Source organism: Pseudomonas muyukensis (assembly GCF_019139535.1).
Classification (GTDB): domain Bacteria; phylum Pseudomonadota; class Gammaproteobacteria; order Pseudomonadales; family Pseudomonadaceae; genus Aquipseudomonas; species Aquipseudomonas muyukensis.
This window is the reverse complement of record NZ_CP077073.1, coordinates 15,700-30,705: the sequence shown is the minus strand read 5'-3', so window position 1 is coordinate 30,705 and position 15,006 is coordinate 15,700. Positions and strand designations below refer to the sequence as shown.

At 66.1% G+C, this 15,006-nt stretch carries 14 protein-coding genes; 6 read left to right on the top strand and 8 right to left on the bottom strand.

All coding sequences use genetic code 11. From position 1 onward, the window contains the following. Window positions 1-128: 128 nt before the first annotated feature. The 5 genes from KSS95_RS00150 to exaC all read right to left on the bottom strand — a co-directional run bounded on the left by KSS95_RS00150 (window position 129) and on the right by exaC (window position 6,133). Complete coding sequence (locus KSS95_RS00150; RefSeq protein WP_217850545.1) at window positions 129-587, bottom strand: GNAT family N-acetyltransferase; 459 nt, start codon at window positions 585-587, stop codon at window positions 129-131. 107 nt (window positions 588-694) lie between these two features. After that, a complete protein-coding gene (gene eutC, locus KSS95_RS00145) occupies window positions 695-1,513 on the bottom strand; it encodes an ethanolamine ammonia-lyase subunit EutC (RefSeq protein ID WP_217850543.1) in 819 nt (272 codons plus the stop codon). 8 nt (window positions 1,514-1,521) lie between these two features. Beyond that, window positions 1,522-2,916: an ethanolamine ammonia-lyase subunit EutB gene (locus KSS95_RS00140; protein WP_217850541.1), complete on the bottom strand. Its 1,395-nt coding sequence runs from the start codon at window positions 2,914-2,916 to the stop codon at window positions 1,522-1,524. Window positions 2,917-2,965: 49 nt separating this feature from the next. Continuing rightward, window positions 2,966-4,414, bottom strand: a complete 1,449-nt coding sequence (eat, locus tag KSS95_RS00135; protein WP_217850539.1) for an ethanolamine permease — start codon at window positions 4,412-4,414, stop codon at window positions 2,966-2,968. A gap of 198 nt (window positions 4,415-4,612) precedes the next feature. Further along, complete coding sequence (gene exaC, locus KSS95_RS00130) at window positions 4,613-6,133, bottom strand: acetaldehyde dehydrogenase ExaC (RefSeq protein WP_217850537.1); 1,521 nt, start codon at window positions 6,131-6,133, stop codon at window positions 4,613-4,615. 265 nt (window positions 6,134-6,398) lie between these two features. Between exaC and KSS95_RS00125 the strand changes: the two genes are divergently transcribed. The 4 genes from KSS95_RS00125 to KSS95_RS00110 all read left to right on the top strand — a co-directional run bounded on the left by KSS95_RS00125 (window position 6,399) and on the right by KSS95_RS00110 (window position 10,710). Further along, window positions 6,399-8,384: a sigma-54-dependent Fis family transcriptional regulator gene (locus KSS95_RS00125; protein WP_217850528.1), complete on the top strand. Its 1,986-nt coding sequence runs from the start codon at window positions 6,399-6,401 to the stop codon at window positions 8,382-8,384. A 66-nt stretch (window positions 8,385-8,450) separates the two neighbouring features. Continuing rightward, window positions 8,451-9,800, top strand: coding sequence for a UDP-N-acetylmuramate:L-alanyl-gamma-D-glutamyl-meso-diaminopimelate ligase (gene mpl / locus KSS95_RS00120; RefSeq protein WP_217850527.1), 1,350 nt, complete (start codon window positions 8,451-8,453; stop codon window positions 9,798-9,800). Continuing rightward, window positions 9,797-10,426, top strand: a complete 630-nt coding sequence (gene ubiX, locus KSS95_RS00115; RefSeq protein WP_217850526.1) for a flavin prenyltransferase UbiX — start codon at window positions 9,797-9,799, stop codon at window positions 10,424-10,426. Before mpl ends, ubiX begins: the two co-directional genes overlap by 4 nt. Then, window positions 10,423-10,710, top strand: coding sequence for a YceK/YidQ family lipoprotein (locus KSS95_RS00110; protein ID WP_217850525.1), 288 nt, complete (start codon window positions 10,423-10,425; stop codon window positions 10,708-10,710). The genes ubiX and KSS95_RS00110 overlap by 4 nt, the downstream gene beginning before the upstream one ends. Before the next feature lie 41 nt (window positions 10,711-10,751). Here KSS95_RS00110 and KSS95_RS00105 read toward each other — a convergent pair whose 3' ends face one another. From KSS95_RS00105 to KSS95_RS00095, 3 genes are all read right to left on the bottom strand, one after another. Beyond that, a complete protein-coding gene (locus KSS95_RS00105) occupies window positions 10,752-11,396 on the bottom strand; it encodes an oxidoreductase (RefSeq protein WP_217850524.1) in 645 nt (214 codons plus the stop codon). 27 nt (window positions 11,397-11,423) lie between these two features. Continuing rightward, complete coding sequence (locus tag KSS95_RS00100; protein WP_217850519.1) at window positions 11,424-13,157, bottom strand: C13 family peptidase; 1,734 nt, start codon at window positions 13,155-13,157, stop codon at window positions 11,424-11,426. A gap of 158 nt (window positions 13,158-13,315) precedes the next feature. After that, window positions 13,316-13,771: a MaoC family dehydratase gene (locus KSS95_RS00095; protein WP_217850517.1), complete on the bottom strand. Its 456-nt coding sequence runs from the start codon at window positions 13,769-13,771 to the stop codon at window positions 13,316-13,318. 151 nt (window positions 13,772-13,922) lie between these two features. Between KSS95_RS00095 and KSS95_RS00090 the strand changes: the two genes are divergently transcribed. Next, on the top strand, window positions 13,923-14,285 hold the full coding sequence (locus KSS95_RS00090) for a CidA/LrgA family protein (protein ID WP_217850509.1): 363 nt from the start codon (window positions 13,923-13,925) through the stop codon (window positions 14,283-14,285). Next, entirely contained in the window at window positions 14,282-14,998 is a 717-nt protein-coding gene (locus tag KSS95_RS00085; protein ID WP_217850501.1) for an LrgB family protein, read from the top strand. Before KSS95_RS00090 ends, KSS95_RS00085 begins: the two co-directional genes overlap by 4 nt. Window positions 14,999-15,006: the final 8 nt, after the last annotated feature.

Genomic DNA, 15,006 nt, shown 5'->3' with positions numbered 1-15,006 from the left:
TGGGTTTTCAGCGGGCACTGCTGTGGGTGGGGGCGGCCTTGTGTCGCGATGGGGCGCCCAGCCTTTCGACATCATGCAAAAATGTCGGGGCCGCGGTGCGGCCCATCGCGACACAAGGCCGCCCGGCATCAATCCTGGCTGATCGGCAGGATGTAGTTCTCGAACTCGGTGTCCTTGCGAAAGCCCATGGACTCATAGGTCTTGCGCGCCACCTCGTTGTCGCTGCTGGTGGATACGCGCATGCGCACGGCGTTGGATTCCTTGGCCATCTTCTTGGCTTCGCGCATCAGGTGGTCGGCCACCAGCATGCGCCGGGAGTCTTCGGCGACGTAGATGTCGTTGAGGATCCACACGCGCTTGAGCGACAGCGACGAGAAGCTTGGATACAGCTGGCAGAAACCCAGCAGGCGGTCGTCGCCGTCATCCGGCAGGGCCAGGTAGATCAGCGACTCGCCACGCTTGAGGCGCTTTTCCAGAAAACTGCGCGAACTGTCTGGATAAGGCAGCTGGCCGTAGAACTCGCGATATTTCACGAACAACGGGGTCAGCAGGTCGAGGTGTTCCAGGGTTGCCTTGATGATGCGCATGGGCGGGCCTCTGAGTCCATTGGGGATACGGCGGATTGCCAGCAGCGTCCTCTGGCATGCTGCCTAATGCAGGCTAGAAGCGCAATCCGCCTTCCGTGACATGTTTTTTACCCCTCACCGAGTAGGAAGTTTCCGGTTTTGCCGGGAGTTCCTTCGCTGTCGATGCTATGGACCTCGGCTTCGTCCTTCAAATTCACCCCCGACAGCTGGCGCCGGCACGCTTCGCGCATCAGGTACAGCAGGCGATGCGCGGCCATGCCGTAGCTCAGGCCCTCGAGGCGCACGTTGGAGATGCAGTTGCGGTAGGCGTCGCTCAGGCCGACCTTGGGCGCGTAGGTGAAGTACAGGCCGAGGCTGTCCGGCGAGCTGAGCCCGGGGCGTTCGCCGATCAGCATCACGGTCATGCGCGCGCCGAGCAGTTCGCCTACCTCGTCGGCCACCGCCACCCGGCCTTGTTCCACCAGCACCACCGGGGCGCTGGTCCAGCCGTCGGCAGCGGCCTGCTCCTCGAAGCGGGTCAGGAACGCCAGGGTATGACGGTGCACGGCCAGGGCCGAAAGGCCATCGGCGACGACGATCGCCAGGTCGACCCCGCCGGGGTTGGCCTGGGCGTGCTCGCGCAGGGCCTGCACCGAGTCCTGGTGCAGCCGCCGGCCCAGGTCGGGGCGTTGCAGGTACTGGTTGCGGTCGCTGGCGGCGCTGTGCAGCAGCAGGCTTTGCCGGCCACGGTCCTGCAACTGCTGGCGCAGGCCGGCGTGGTCGAAGGGCAGGTGCACGGCATCGCGGGCTTGGGCGTGGGCGTACTGGAAGTCCAGTTGGGCGCTGGTGGGCAGGCTGATGCCGGTGCGCCCCAGGGCGATGCGCGCGGGGGTCAGGTTGCGCAAGGCCAGCCAGGGGTTGTCCGGGGTCGGGGTGTGCTGTGCCATGGTCACCTCTAGGCCAGTTGCCGCAAGGCCTGGCGGAAGGCCGGCGGCAGGTTGTCGCCGAAGCGGATGCGGCCATCGGCCTGGGTGAAGATGCCGGTGCGTGCCAGCCAGGCCTCGAATTCCGGCCCGGGCTTCAGGCCCAGGGTCTGGCGTGCGTACAGCGCGTCGTGGAACGAGGTGGTCTGGTAGTTGAGCATGATGTCGTCGGAGCCGGGGATGCCCATGATGAAGTTGATTCCGGCCACCCCCAGCAGGGTCAGCAGGGTGTCCATGTCGTCCTGGTCGGCTTCGGCGTGGTTGGTGTAGCAGATGTCGCAACCCATCGGCACGCCCAGCAGCTTGCCGCAGAAGTGGTCCTCGAGGCCGGCGCGGATGATCTGCTTGCCGTTGTACAGGTACTCGGGGCCGATGAAACCGACCACGGTGTTGACCAGGAACGGCTTGAAGTGCCGGGCCACGGCGTAGGCGCGGGTTTCACAGGTTTGCTGGTCGACGCCGTGGTGGGCATTGGCCGACAGCGCGCTGCCCTGGCCGGTCTCGAAGTACATCAGGTTCTGCCCGAGCGTGCCGCGCTTGAGCGACAGGCCCGCCTCGTAGCCTTCCTGCAGCACATTGAGGTTGATGCCGAAGCCGGCATTGGCCGCCTCGGTGCCGGCGATGGACTGGAACACCAGGTCCAGCGGCACGCCGCGGTTGATCGCCTCGATCGAGGTGGTGACGTGGGTCAGCACGCAGGACTGGGTGGGGATGTCGTAGCGCTGGATGATCGCGTCGAGCATCTCCAGCAGCGCGCAGATCGAGGCGATGCTGTCGGTGGCCGGGTTGATGCCGATCATGGCGTCGCCGTTGCCGTACAGCAGGCCGTCGAGGATGCTGGCGGCGATGCCGGCCGGCTCGTCGGTGGGGTGGTTGGGCTGCAGGCGCGTCGACAAGCGCCCGCGCAGGCCCATGGTGCCGCGGAATGCAGTGACCACGCGGATCTTCTGCGCCACCAGCACCAGGTCCTGGACGCGCATGAGCTTCGACACCGCAGCGGCCATCTCCGGGGTCAGGCCCGGGGCCAGGGCGCGCAGGCTGTGTTCGTCGGCGTGCTCGCCGAGCAGCCAGTCGCGCAGCCCGCCGACGGTCAGGTGGCTGACCGCGGCGAAGGCCTCTTTGTCGTGGCTGTCGATGATCAGCCGGGTGACTTCGTCGCTTTCATAGGGGATCAGCGCCTCGTCGAGGAAGTGCTTGAGCGGGATATTGGCCAGGGCCATCTGCGCCGCCACCCGTTCGCCGTCGTTGCTGGCGGCGACCCCGGCCAGGTAGTCGCCGGAGCGCGCCGGGCTGGCCTTGGCCATGACCTCTTTGAGGCTGTCGAAGCGGTAGACCTGGTGGCCTACGGTGTGGGTGAAACTTGCCATACAGAATCTCCAGAGCGCCGCAGGGCTGGCCTGCGGCGTAAGTCGGCGATCAGTGCAGGGCCTCTTCGGCCTTCTGGATCGCGGCGAATTCCTCTTCCGGCGTCCCGGCCACCAGGTGGTGGCGGCTATAGAAAGCAAAGTAGGCAATTAATACCGCATAGATCACCGCGGCGCCAATCACCACCCGCGGGTCGACCAGGAACCCGGCGACCACGGCGATGCAGGCCAGTACCAGGGCCAGGCCCGAGGTGAAGATGCCGCCGGGTGTGCGATACGGGCGCTCCATCTTCGGCCGGCGAATGCGCAGGGTGATGTGCGCGGCCATCATCAGCACGTAGGACAGCGTGGCGCCGAACACCGCCACCAGGATCAGCAGGTCGCCCTGGCCGGTCAGCGACAGGGCGAAGCCGATGACCCCGGGGATCACCAGGGCCAGTACCGGCGCCTTGCTCTTGTTGGTTTGCGAGAGCTTGCGCGGCAGGTAGCCGGCGCGGGACAAGGCGAAGATCTGTCGCGAATAGGCGTAGATGATCGAGAAGAAGCTGGCGATCAGCCCGGCCAGGCCGACCAGGTTGACGAACCCGCCCATCCAGGTGGAGCCGCCGTAGGCCTTGGCCAGTGCCTCGACCAGCGGGTTGCCCGAGGCCTTGAGCGCCTCGGAGCCGGCGCCGCCGGGGCCGACCACCAGGATCAGCAAGGCGAAGGCGAGCAGCACCAGCATCGCGCCGATCAGGCCACGGGGCAGGTCGCGCTTGGGGTTCTTGGTTTCTTCGGCGGCCAGCGGCACGCCTTCGACGGCCAGGAAGAACCAGATCGCGTAGGGGATCGCCGCCCACACGCCGACATAGCCGAACGGCAGGAAGCTGCTGGCGCCGACGGCGTCGGTTTGGGCGATGTCGAACAGGTTGGCGGCATCGAAGTGGGGCACCATGCCCACCAGGAACACCGCCAGGGCCAGGGCGGCGATGGCGGTGATGATGAACATCAGCTTGAGCGCCTCGCCCACGCCAAAGATGTGGATACCGATGAACACCACGTAGAACGCCAGGTAGATCATCCAGCCGCCGATGCCGAACAGCGACTGGCAGTAGGCGCCGATGAAGGTGGCGATGGCCGCTGGGGCGATGGCGTATTCGATGAGGATGGCGGTGCCGGTGAGAAAGCCGCCCCAGGGGCCGAAGGCGCTGCGGGCGAAGCCGTAGCCGCCACCGGCGGTGGGGATCATCGAGGACAGTTCGGCCAGGGAGAAGCACATGCACAGGTACATGGTGGCCATCAGCAGGGTGGCGAGGAACATGCCGCCCCAGCCGCCCTGGGCCAGGCCGAAGTTCCAGCCGGCATAGTCGCCGGAAATCACGTAGGCCACGCCCAGGCCCACCAGCAGGACCCAGCCGGCGGCGCCTTTTTTCAGTTCACGTTGCTGGAAATAGTCCGAGCCGACTTTTTCGAAGTCGACGGAGGAACTCGCCGGCGTGCCGACGGTGTGATCGCTTGGCATGGTGTTCACCTGTTGTTTTTCTTAGGTTGCCGGAGGGACTGCCGGCGCTTGGTGATTTCAATTGCAGGAAGCGAGCCAGGGCCTTTGGGGCCGCTTTACGACCCTTTCGCCGGCAAGCCGGCTCCTACAAGGCAGAGGTGAAACCTGTAGGCGCCGACTTGCCGGCCAAAGGGCTGCGCAGCAGCCCCAGTGGCCTGTTTAGAAGAAGCCCAGCGGGTTGATGTCGTAGCTCACCAGCAGGTTCTTGGTCTGCTGGTAGTGGTCGAGCATCATCTTGTGGGTTTCCCGGCCGACGCCGGATTTCTTGTAGCCACCGAACGCGGCATGCGCCGGGTACAGGTGGTAGCAGTTGGTCCATACGCGGCCGGCCTTGATGCCGCGGCCCATGCGGTAGGCGCGGTTGATGTCGCGGGTCCACACGCCGGCGCCGAGGCCGAACTCGGTGTCGTTGGCGATGGCCAGGGCCTCGGCTTCGTCCTTGAAGGTGGTGACGCTGACCACCGGGCCGAAGATTTCTTCCTGGAACACGCGCATCTTGTTGTTGCCCTTGAGCAGGGTCGGCTGGATGTAGTAGCCGCTGGCCAGCGCCCCTTCGAGCTGCTCCACCTTGCCGCCGGTGAGCAGCTCGGCGCCCTCTTCCTGGGCAATCTTGAGGTAGGACTGGATCTTCTCGAACTGCTGCTGCGAGGCCTGGGCGCCGACCATGGTGTCGGTGTCCAGCGGGTCGCCGCGCTTGATCTGCAGCACCTTCTTCATCACCACTTCCATGAACTGCGGGTAGATCGACTCCTGCACCAGGGCGCGGGAAGGGCAGGTACACACTTCGCCCTGGTTGAAGAACGCCAGGACCATGCCCTCGGCAGCCTTGTCGATGAACGCAGGTTCGGCCTGCATGATGTCTTCGAAATACACGTTGGGCGACTTGCCGCCCAGTTCGACGGTGGACGGGATGATGTTCTCGGCGGCGCACTTCATGATGTGCGAGCCCACCGGGGTGGAGCCGGTGAAGGCGATCTTGGCGATGCGCTTGCTGGTGGCCAGCGCCTCGCCGGCTTCGCGACCGAAGCCCTGCACCACGTTGAGCACGCCCTTGGGCAGCAGGTCGCCGATCAGCTCCAGCAGCACGGTGATGCCCAGCGGGGTCTGCTCGGCGGGCTTGAGTACCACGCAGTTGCCGGCGGCCAGGGCCGGGGCGAGTTTCCAGGCGGCCATCAGCAGCGGGAAGTTCCACGGGATGATCTGCCCGACCACGCCCAGCGGTTCATGCAGGTGGTAGGCCACGGTGGTTTCGTTGATCTCGGCGGCGCCGCCTTCCTGGGCGCGGATGCAGCCGGCGAAGTAGCGGAAATGATCGACCGCCAGCGGGATGTCGGCGTTGAGGGTTTCGCGGATCGGCTTGCCGTTGTCCCAGGTTTCGGTGATGGCCAGCAGTTCGAGGTTCTGCTCGATGCGATCGGCGATGCGCAGCAGCACGTTGGAGCGGTCCTGCACCGAGGTGCGGCCCCAGGCATCGGCGGCGGCATGGGCGGCGTCCAGGGCCTTGTCGATGTCTTCGGCAGTGGAGCGGGGGAACTCGGCAATCAGCTTGCCGTTAACCGGAGAGGTGTTTTCGAAATATTGCCCTTTCACCGGAGCTACAAACTCACCACCGATGTAGTTGCCGTAGCGGCTCTTGAAGGAAACCTTCGCGCCGTCGGTGCCGGGATGTGCGTAACGCATGGGGTATCTCCTGGTCGTTGTGATTGTTGCGGAGTTTCCAAGCGTAGAGCAAAGGTCGGGCCAGTGCTTCAAGGCCCTTTTTAATCAATGACTTGAATCAAGCTGTCAGCGGGGCGCGCAGGGCCTTGTACCGCCGCTGGCACAGCTTGGGTGACACTTTGTACCGGTTATGGCACAGGCATGACCCAAGAGTCAGTGCGCCATTGCAAAGCATTCGCCGCTGGAGGATGCTGGCGGGACGCTCTACCTGCGGAGAACAACAAAAATGCAGAGCAACCCGTTCAGCCGCCATGCCCAGCAAGTGCTCACGGTGGCCCACGGCCAGCCCAGCGGGCCGGGCAGTGACCCATCCATCGCCCGCTCCTGGCTGCGCTGCCTGGAGGATTACCACCTCGACCCGGCACGGGCCCAGGCGCCGGTGGTGCTCGAGCACGGTCGCCTGCTGGAGAGCCGCGAACGCCTGCACCAGGTGCTGCAGATCGCCGACACCGAGATGAACAGCCTGCACCAGCAGTTGTCTGGCGCCGGGCATGCGGTGTTGCTGACCGATGCCCGCGGGGTGATCCTCAACTGCGTCACCGCGCCCAGTGAGCGGCGCATCTTCGAGCGTGCCGGGCTGTGGCTGGGCGCCGACTGGAGCGAGGCCCGCGAGGGCACCAACGGCATCGGCACCTGCCTGGTCGAGCGCCAGGCCCTGACCATTCACCAGGATGAGCATTTCCGTGGCCGGCACACCGGGCTGACCTGCTCGGCCAGCCCAGTGTTCGATCCACACGGCGAACTGCTCGCGGTGCTCGATGTATCCTCGGCGCGGCCCGATGTGTCGCGCCAGAGCCAGTTCCATACCATGGCGCTGGTCAACCTCTCGGCCAAGATGATCGAAAGCTGTTATTTCCTGCGCCATTTCGAACAACAGTGGCTGCTGCGCTTCCACTTGCAGGCCGAGTCGGTGGGCTTGTTCAGCGAGGGCTTGCTGGCCTTCGACGGCGACGGGCGGATCTGCGCCGCCAACCAGAGCGCCTTGAACCTGCTGGGCAGCATTCGCGGCGGCGTGCTGGGCAAGCCGCTGGAGCGGTTCTTTGCCTGCAGCCACGACGAACTGTTCAGCCGCGCCACGCCCCAGGGCAGCACCGCGTGGCCGCTGCATACCCGCGATGGCCGCCAGGTGTTCGCCAGCCTGCGGGGGCAGGCCCGTGCGCCCGTGTGGTCGGTGCCGGCGGCCCTGCCTCAGGCGCGGCCTGCGGTCGAGCCGGGGATCTGCCTGCTCGACCCGACCTTGCAGGAGGATTTTCGCCGCGCCGTGCGCGTGTTCGAGCGTGATGTGCCGCTGTTGCTGCGCGGCGAGACCGGTTGCGGCAAGGAGGCCTTTGCCCTGGCGGTGCACCAGGCCGGTGCCCGTCGGCACAAGCCGTTCGTGGCGATCAACTGCGCCTCGATCCCCGAGAGCCTGATCGAGAGCGAGCTGTTCGGTTATCGCGGCGGCAGCTTCACCGGCTCTCGCAAGGAAGGCATGCGCGGCAAGCTGCTGCAGGCCGATGGCGGCACCTTGTTGCTGGACGAGATCGGCGACATGCCGCTGGCCTTGCAGACCCGCCTGTTGCGCGTGCTGGAAGAGCGCCAGGTGGTGCCGATCGGTGGCGAACCCCAGGCCGTGGATGTGCGCATCATCAGTGCCACCCACCGCGATCTCCTGGAACGGGTGGAGCAGGGCAGTTTCCGCGAGGACCTGTATTACCGCCTCAATGGCCTGGAAGTGGCGTTGCCGGCGGTGCGCGAGCGCAGCGACAAGGCGGCGTTGCTGGACTTCCTGTTACGCCAGGAGGCACAAGGGCAGCGTGTTCAGCTGGCGGCAGAGGCGCGCCAGGCGCTGTTGGACTTCGCTTGGCCTGGGAACGTGCGGCAGATGCGCAATGTATTGCGGACCCTGGTGGCGCTGTGCGAAGACGCCCTTGTAGCGCTCTCGGATCTCCCCGCAATCATTCGAAGCGGCGCGGGCCCTGTAGGAGCGGCCTTGTGTCGCGAAAGGGCCGCGCAGCGGCCCCAGGATCTCACCGGTGACGCTCAGCCCGCCGGGGCTGCTGCGCAGCCCTTTCGCGACACAAGGCCGCTCCTGCACGCCGAGCATCAGGCGCTCATGGAAGTACTGGAGGCAAAACACTGGCACCTCACGCGTGTCGCCGAGCACCTGGGTATCAGCCGCAATACCTTGTATCGAAAACTGCGCAAGCACGGTATCGCCAGGGTTTATTGAACGAAACAGCGTGTGCGAATTTTCTCGGCCTACGCTACCCTGCCTCGACGTTTTGCGAGGTCGATCATGCACATTCATATTCTCGGTATTTGCGGCACTTTCATGGGTTCGCTGGCGGTGCTGGCCAAGGAGCTGGGGCACCGCGTCACCGGCTCGGACGCCAACGTCTATCCGCCGATGAGCACGCAGCTCGAAGCCCAGGGCATCGAACTGACCCAGGGCTACGACCCGGCCCAGCTGGAGCCGGCACCGGACCTGGTGGTGATCGGCAACGCCATGTCGCGGGGTAACCCGGCGGTGGAGTACGTGTTGAACAAGGGCCTGCCCTATGTCTCCGGCCCGCAGTGGCTGGCCGACCATGTGCTGCAGGGCCGCTGGGTCCTGGCCGTGGCCGGTACCCATGGCAAGACCACCACCAGCAGCATGCTGGCCTGGGTGCTGGAACACGCTGGCATGAGCCCGGGCTTCCTGATCGGCGGCGTGCCGCAGAACTTCTCGGTATCGGCGCGTCTTGGCGGCACGCCGTTCTTCGTGGTCGAGGCCGACGAATACGACAGCGCCTTCTTCGACAAGCGCTCGAAGTTCGTGCACTACCACCCGCGCACCGCGATCCTCAACAACCTCGAGTTCGATCACGCGGACATCTTCCCCGACCTGGCGTCCATCGAGCGGCAGTTCCACCACCTGGTGCGGACTATCCCCAGCGAAGGCCTGGTGATTCACCCCACCACCGAACAGGCGTTGGAGCGGGTGATCGGCATGGGCTGCTGGACCCCGGTGCAGACCACCGGCGCGGGCGGCCAATGGCAGGCGCGCCTGCTCAGCGCCGACGGCTCGCGCTTCGAAGTGCTGTTCGACGGCCAGGCCCAGGGCGTGGTGGACTGGGCCCTGACTGGCCAGCACAACGTCGCCAACGCCCTGGCCACCCTGGCCGCGGCCCGCCATGTCGGGGTGGCGCCGGCCATGGCGGTCGAAGGCCTGAGCGCGTTCAAGAGCGTCAAGCGGCGCATGGAGAAGGTCGCCGAGGTGCAGGGCGTGACCATCTACGATGATTTCGCCCACCACCCGACCGCCATCGCCACCACCCTCGACGGCCTGCGCAAGCGCGTTGGCGAGGCGCCGGTGATCGCGGTGATCGAGCCGCGTTCCAACTCGATGAAACTCGGCGCCCACCGCGATGGCCTGCCGGAAAGCGTCAACGACGCCGACCAGGTGATCTGGTACGCACCGCCCAACCTTGGTTGGGACCTGGCCGGCACCGCGGCCCAGTGCAAGGTGCCGAGCGTGGTCGCCGACAGCCTCGAGGCGATCATCGAGCGCATCAAGGGCCAGGCCCGCCCCGGCACCCATGTGGTGATCATGAGCAATGGTGGCTTCGGCGGCCTGCACGGCAAGTTGGCCGAGGCCCTGAAGTGAGCGGGCCGGAACGCATCACCCTGGCCATGACCGGCGCCTCGGGGGTGCAGTATGGCCTGCGCCTGCTCGATTGCCTGGTGCGTGAGGACCGCGAGGTGCACTTCCTCATCTCCAAGGCCGCGCAGCTGGTGATGGCCACCGAGACCGACGTGGTGCTGCCGGCCAAGCCCCAGGCGATGCAGGCGTTTCTCACCGAATACACCGGCGCCGCCGATGGGCAGATCCGCGTGTACGGCAAGGAAGACTGGATGTCGCCGGTGGCCTCGGGCTCCGGCGCGCCGGCGGCGATGGTGGTGGTGCCTTGTTCCACCGGCACCCTGTCGGCGATCGCCACCGGCGCCTGCAACAACCTGATCGAGCGGGCGGCCGACGTGACGCTCAAGGAGCGTCGGCAACTGATCCTGGTGCCGCGCGAGGCGCCGTTCTCCACCATCCACCTGGAGAACATGCTCAAGCTGTCGCAGATGGGCGCGGTGATCTTGCCGGCGGCGCCGGGGTTCTATCACCAGCCGCAGAGCATCGACGACCTGGTCGACTTCGTCGTGGCGCGGATTCTCAACCTGTTGAACATCCCCCAGGACATGCTGCCGCGCTGGGGCGAGCATCACTACGGGGTCGATGATTGAGGCGGGTGCTGGCGGGGCTGGTGATACTGGCCCAGCTCGGCGGCTGCGCCACACTGCGCACGCTCGATGCCAACAAGCCGGGGGCGCCGGTGGTGTATGCCGGGACGCGCCTGGACCTGTACGTGATCAATGGCGGTTGTTGCCCCCAGGACCGCTTCGGCGCCGAGGCACCGGCCTATCCGGGGCTGGACCTGCCGGGCAGCGCGTTGCTGGATACCGTGCTGCTGCCGTTGTCGTTGCTGACGGCGGCGGGGGTCGGCTTCAACGCCACGGGTGGCCTGTAGCAAAGCCATCGCGGGCTTGCCCCGCGATGAGGCCTGCTGGGCTACTTCTTGCCCAGCTTACGTAACTCGTCCGACTCGACCACGCGGATCCCGTCTTCCTCTTCCAGTGCCAGGCGCCACAGCGCCCGGGCCAGGGTACAGGCCTCGATGCCACGGTACTTGCCCGGTATCAGTCGCGAGAACGGCGCCGCCAGGCGCTCGCCCAGGCGCGGCTCGATACGCTCGCCCAGCAGCAACGATGGCCGCACGATGGTCAGCTGCGGCCAGTCCTGCTGCTTGAGCGCCTCTTCCATTTCGCCCTTGACCCGGTTGTAGAAGATCGACGACTTGGCATCGGCGCCCAGCGCGCTGATCACCAGCAGATGGCGCGCGCCCATCTCCCGGGCGCGTTTGCTGAAGGCCACGACCATGTCCAGGTCGACCGCGCGAAAGGCGGTTTCCGAGCCGGCCTGCTTGAGCGTGGTGCCCAGGCAGCAGAAGGCGATATCGACGCGGCCGGCCAGTTGCGGGAGAAACACGGCCGGGTCGCCCACCGGGTTTTCCAGGTGCGGGTGCTCGGCCAGCGGCCGACGGGTCGGCGCCAGCACGCGGCTGATGGTGGGTTCGTTGAGCAGGCGGTCGAGCAGGTGTTCACCTGTCAGACCCGTGGCACCGGCAAGCAGGACATGCTGAGGCGTCAAGTACATGATGTCTCTCCCTTGTTACTACTGAGCTTAGTGGGCGCCAGGTGTTTTCGCCTGTTGCCCCGAAGCTGGCTGGGCTTCATTGCGCAAGGCTTGCTCGGCCTGTTGCCGGCGCAGGCGCTGCCAGTGGCTGACTACCGCAGGCGGCGCCCAGAGCTGCGGCTGCGAGGCTTCGAAGCCTTCCCTTCGTTCTCGTTCGGCAACGCTTTGTCGCGCCAGTTCAAACGCTTGTTTCAGATCGTCGGTCTGGTTCAGCGCCTGGGCGAACAGGGCATCGCCGAAATAGGTGAAGTCGGCCTCCTCGGAGCAGCCGAACGACACCCGGTCCGGGCGTGCGGCGGTCATGATCAGGGTGCGCTGGTCCTTGAGCGGGGCGATGTAGCCCCCGGAGTAGCAGGCAGAAATGACCACCACCTTGTCGCGGTCTTTCAGCGGTGCCAGGGCGCTGGCCAGCTCGTCGGCGGACAGGTCGGCCAGTTGCAGGCGTGGCTGGTCGAGCACCAGCTGGTGATCCTGGCTGCCATGGCTGGTCAGGTAGATGAAGATCAGGTCTTCCGGGCCGCTGCGCTCGGCCAGGGTGCGCGCGGCGCGGGTGAGGTTCTCGCGGGTGGCCATGGGCCGGTCGGCCAGGTGGTCGCGATGGTTGACCAGGGTGACCTGGCCATGGGCGCCGAAGCGCACCTTGAGCATGTTGCTGACATAGTCGGCTTCGCGCAGGAACACGCTCTGCTGGCCATCGCCGGCCACCACCAGGCTGTACAGCTGCACCGGCGGCAGCGTGCGTGGCACCTTGGCCAGGGCATCCTCCAGCAGCTTGCCCTGGTTGAGCAGGGCCAGGTCCAAAGGGTCGGGCAGCAGCGTGCCGTGCTCGTCGCGCACCCGCACGCCATTGACCCAGGTGCCGGCCTCGACGCGGCCGTCGGCATGGCTCAGGCGGCCATGGCCCTGGTAGGCATCGTCGGCGAAGCCGCCGGCGTACTGGCTGCCGTCGGCCAGTTGCAAGGTGCCCAGGCCGTTGAAGCGCCAGTCGCGAAAGCCGCCTTTGTAGCGGCTGCCATCGCTGCCCAGCAGCTCGCCCTCGCCAACCAGCGAGCCGTCCTTGAAGTCACCGATCCACACATCGCCGTCAGCGCTTTCGTAGCGGCCGCGGCCCTCGAGGCGGTTGTCCTTGAATTCGCCGATGTACTGCTCGCCGTCGGCGCTGTCGTAGGTGCCGGCGCCCTGCAGCTGGCCATCGATGAAGTGGCCGCTGAACTGATTGCCGCTGGCGTCGCTGCGCACCCCCGCGCCGTTGGGCTTGCCCCGGGCGAACAGGCCCTGGTAGCGGCTGCCGTCGGCCAGTTCGAGCTGGCCGGCGCCGTCGTACTGGTCGTCCTTGAATTGGCCACGGTAGGTCTGGTCGTGTTGCTTGAGGGTGCCTTCGCCATCGCGGCGGCCGTGCTTGAACGTGCCGGCGTAGTGGCTGCCGGGGGTGGTCAGGTCGCCCAGGCCGTGGAACAGGCCCTCGCTGAACTGGCCACGGTAGACCTCGCCGTTGCTGCCGTGCCATTCGCCCTGGCCGTGCCATTGGCCGTCCTTGAAGCTGCCGGCGTAGCCACTGCCGTTGGGGTAGTCGATGCGCCCCTCGCCCTGCAGCAGGCCGTTCACCACCTGGCCCCGGTAGCGGCCGCCGTCGGGCAGGCGCGCATCCGGCGGTGTCAGGGGTTCACCTTCGCCGCAGGCAGTGAGCAGCAGGATCAGGGTCAAGGGCAGCAGGGGGCGCATGGCGGCTTCCGCAAAAAACGATGCGCCGAGTATGCCGCAGAATGCCAGGAGGCGTGAATTGGGCCGCGAAGGCCCGTGTAGGCGCCGGCCTTGCTGGCGAACACCGGCGTAGCCGGTGCCAGGTGCCGCTTCGCCAGCCAGTGGGCTCTCGCGCAGGATCAGACGAAGCAGAGCGACAGCGGTTCGGCGATATAGGCCGGTTTCTCCTCACCTTCGATCTCGAGGGTGGCAGTGGCCTTGAGCAGCCACTGGCCGGGCTTCTTCTCGGTGGCGTCGACCAGGTCCACCTTCAGTCGCACATTGCTGTCGACCTTCACCGGCTGGATGAAACGCACGCTGTCCAGCCCATAGTTGACCACCATCTTCAGCCCTTCGGGGAGCACCAGGATGTCTTCCATCAACTTGGGGATCAGCGACAAGGTAAGGAAACCATGGGCGATGGTGGTGCCGAACGGGGTCTTGGCCGCCTTCACCGGATCGACATGGATGAACTGGAAATCGCCAGTGGCCTCGGCGAACAGGTTGATGCGTTGCTGGTCGATCTTCAGCCATTCGGAACGTCCCAGTTCCTTGCCAACGTACTGCGACAGCGCTGTAACGGGTACATAGGGCATCGCGACTTCTCCATGAGGTCATTTGGTACGAGTGTGCAAGATCAGCACGGCCAATCGCTTCAGTCAAGTTGCCAGCATTTCGCCGAATATCGCCTTATAGACAGTTGCTTAGCGTGCTTATAATGGCCGCCATGCTCTGAGGGAGGTCTTTATGCTGCTGCGTGGTTTGACCTGGCTGGTGCTGTTCCAGTTGCTGGGGACGGCAATCAACCACCTGTTCCTGCACATCCTGCCCGGGCCGATCATCGGCCTGCTGTTGCTGCTGGCCTACCTGATGCTGCGCGGCGAGGTGGGCAAGCCGCTCAACGAGGCCGCCAGCAGCCTGCTGCGCTACCTGCCGTTGCTGCTGGTGCCGCCAGCGGTGGGGGTGATGGTCTATGCCAGGGACATCGCCGCCGACTTCTGGGCCATTGCCGGGGCGCTGCTGATTTCCTGCCTGCTCACCCTGGTGTTCGTCGGCGTGCTGATGGAAAAGCTCATCCAGCGCCAGGGCAAGCGCGAGGAGCAGCCATGACCCTCGACTGGCACGGCGCGCTCGACGCGGTCATCCACCATCCCCTGTTCGGCATCGGCATCACCCTGGCCGCCTACCAGCTGGTATTGGCCGCATTCGAGAAGACCCGCTGGATCTTCCTGCAACCGGTGCTGGTGTCGATGCTGGTGGTGATCGGCATCCTGCTGGCCTGCGGCATCGACTACGCCGAGTACCGCAAGAGCACCGAGATCATGAACATCCTCCTGGGCCCTGCCACCGTGGCCTTGGCCGTGCCGCTGTACCTCAACCTGCGGCGCATCCGCCAGCTGTTCTGGCCGACATTTACTACGCTGGTAGTCGGAGGCCTGTTCGCCACCGTGGCGTGCCTGGTGCTGGGCGGGTGGTTCGGCGCCGAGCACATGATCCTGATGACCATGGCGCCGAAGTCGGTGACCTCGCCGATCGCCATGCTGGTGGCCGAGCAGATCGGCGGCGTGGCGGCCCTGGCGGCGGTGTTCGTGCTGATCACCGGGGTGATCGGGGCGATCTTCGGCCCGGTGTTGCTCAGCCGCTGCGGCGTGCTCAGCGCCGAGGCCCGGGGCATGGCCCTGGGCGTGACCGCCCATGCGGTGGGCACTTCGGTGGCCTTGCAGGAAAGTGACGAATGCGGCGCCTTCGCCGCGCTGGCGATGAGCCTGATGGGGGTGGCCACGGCGGTGTTCCTGCCGTTGGCGGTCAGCCTGGTGGCTTGAGGAGCAAA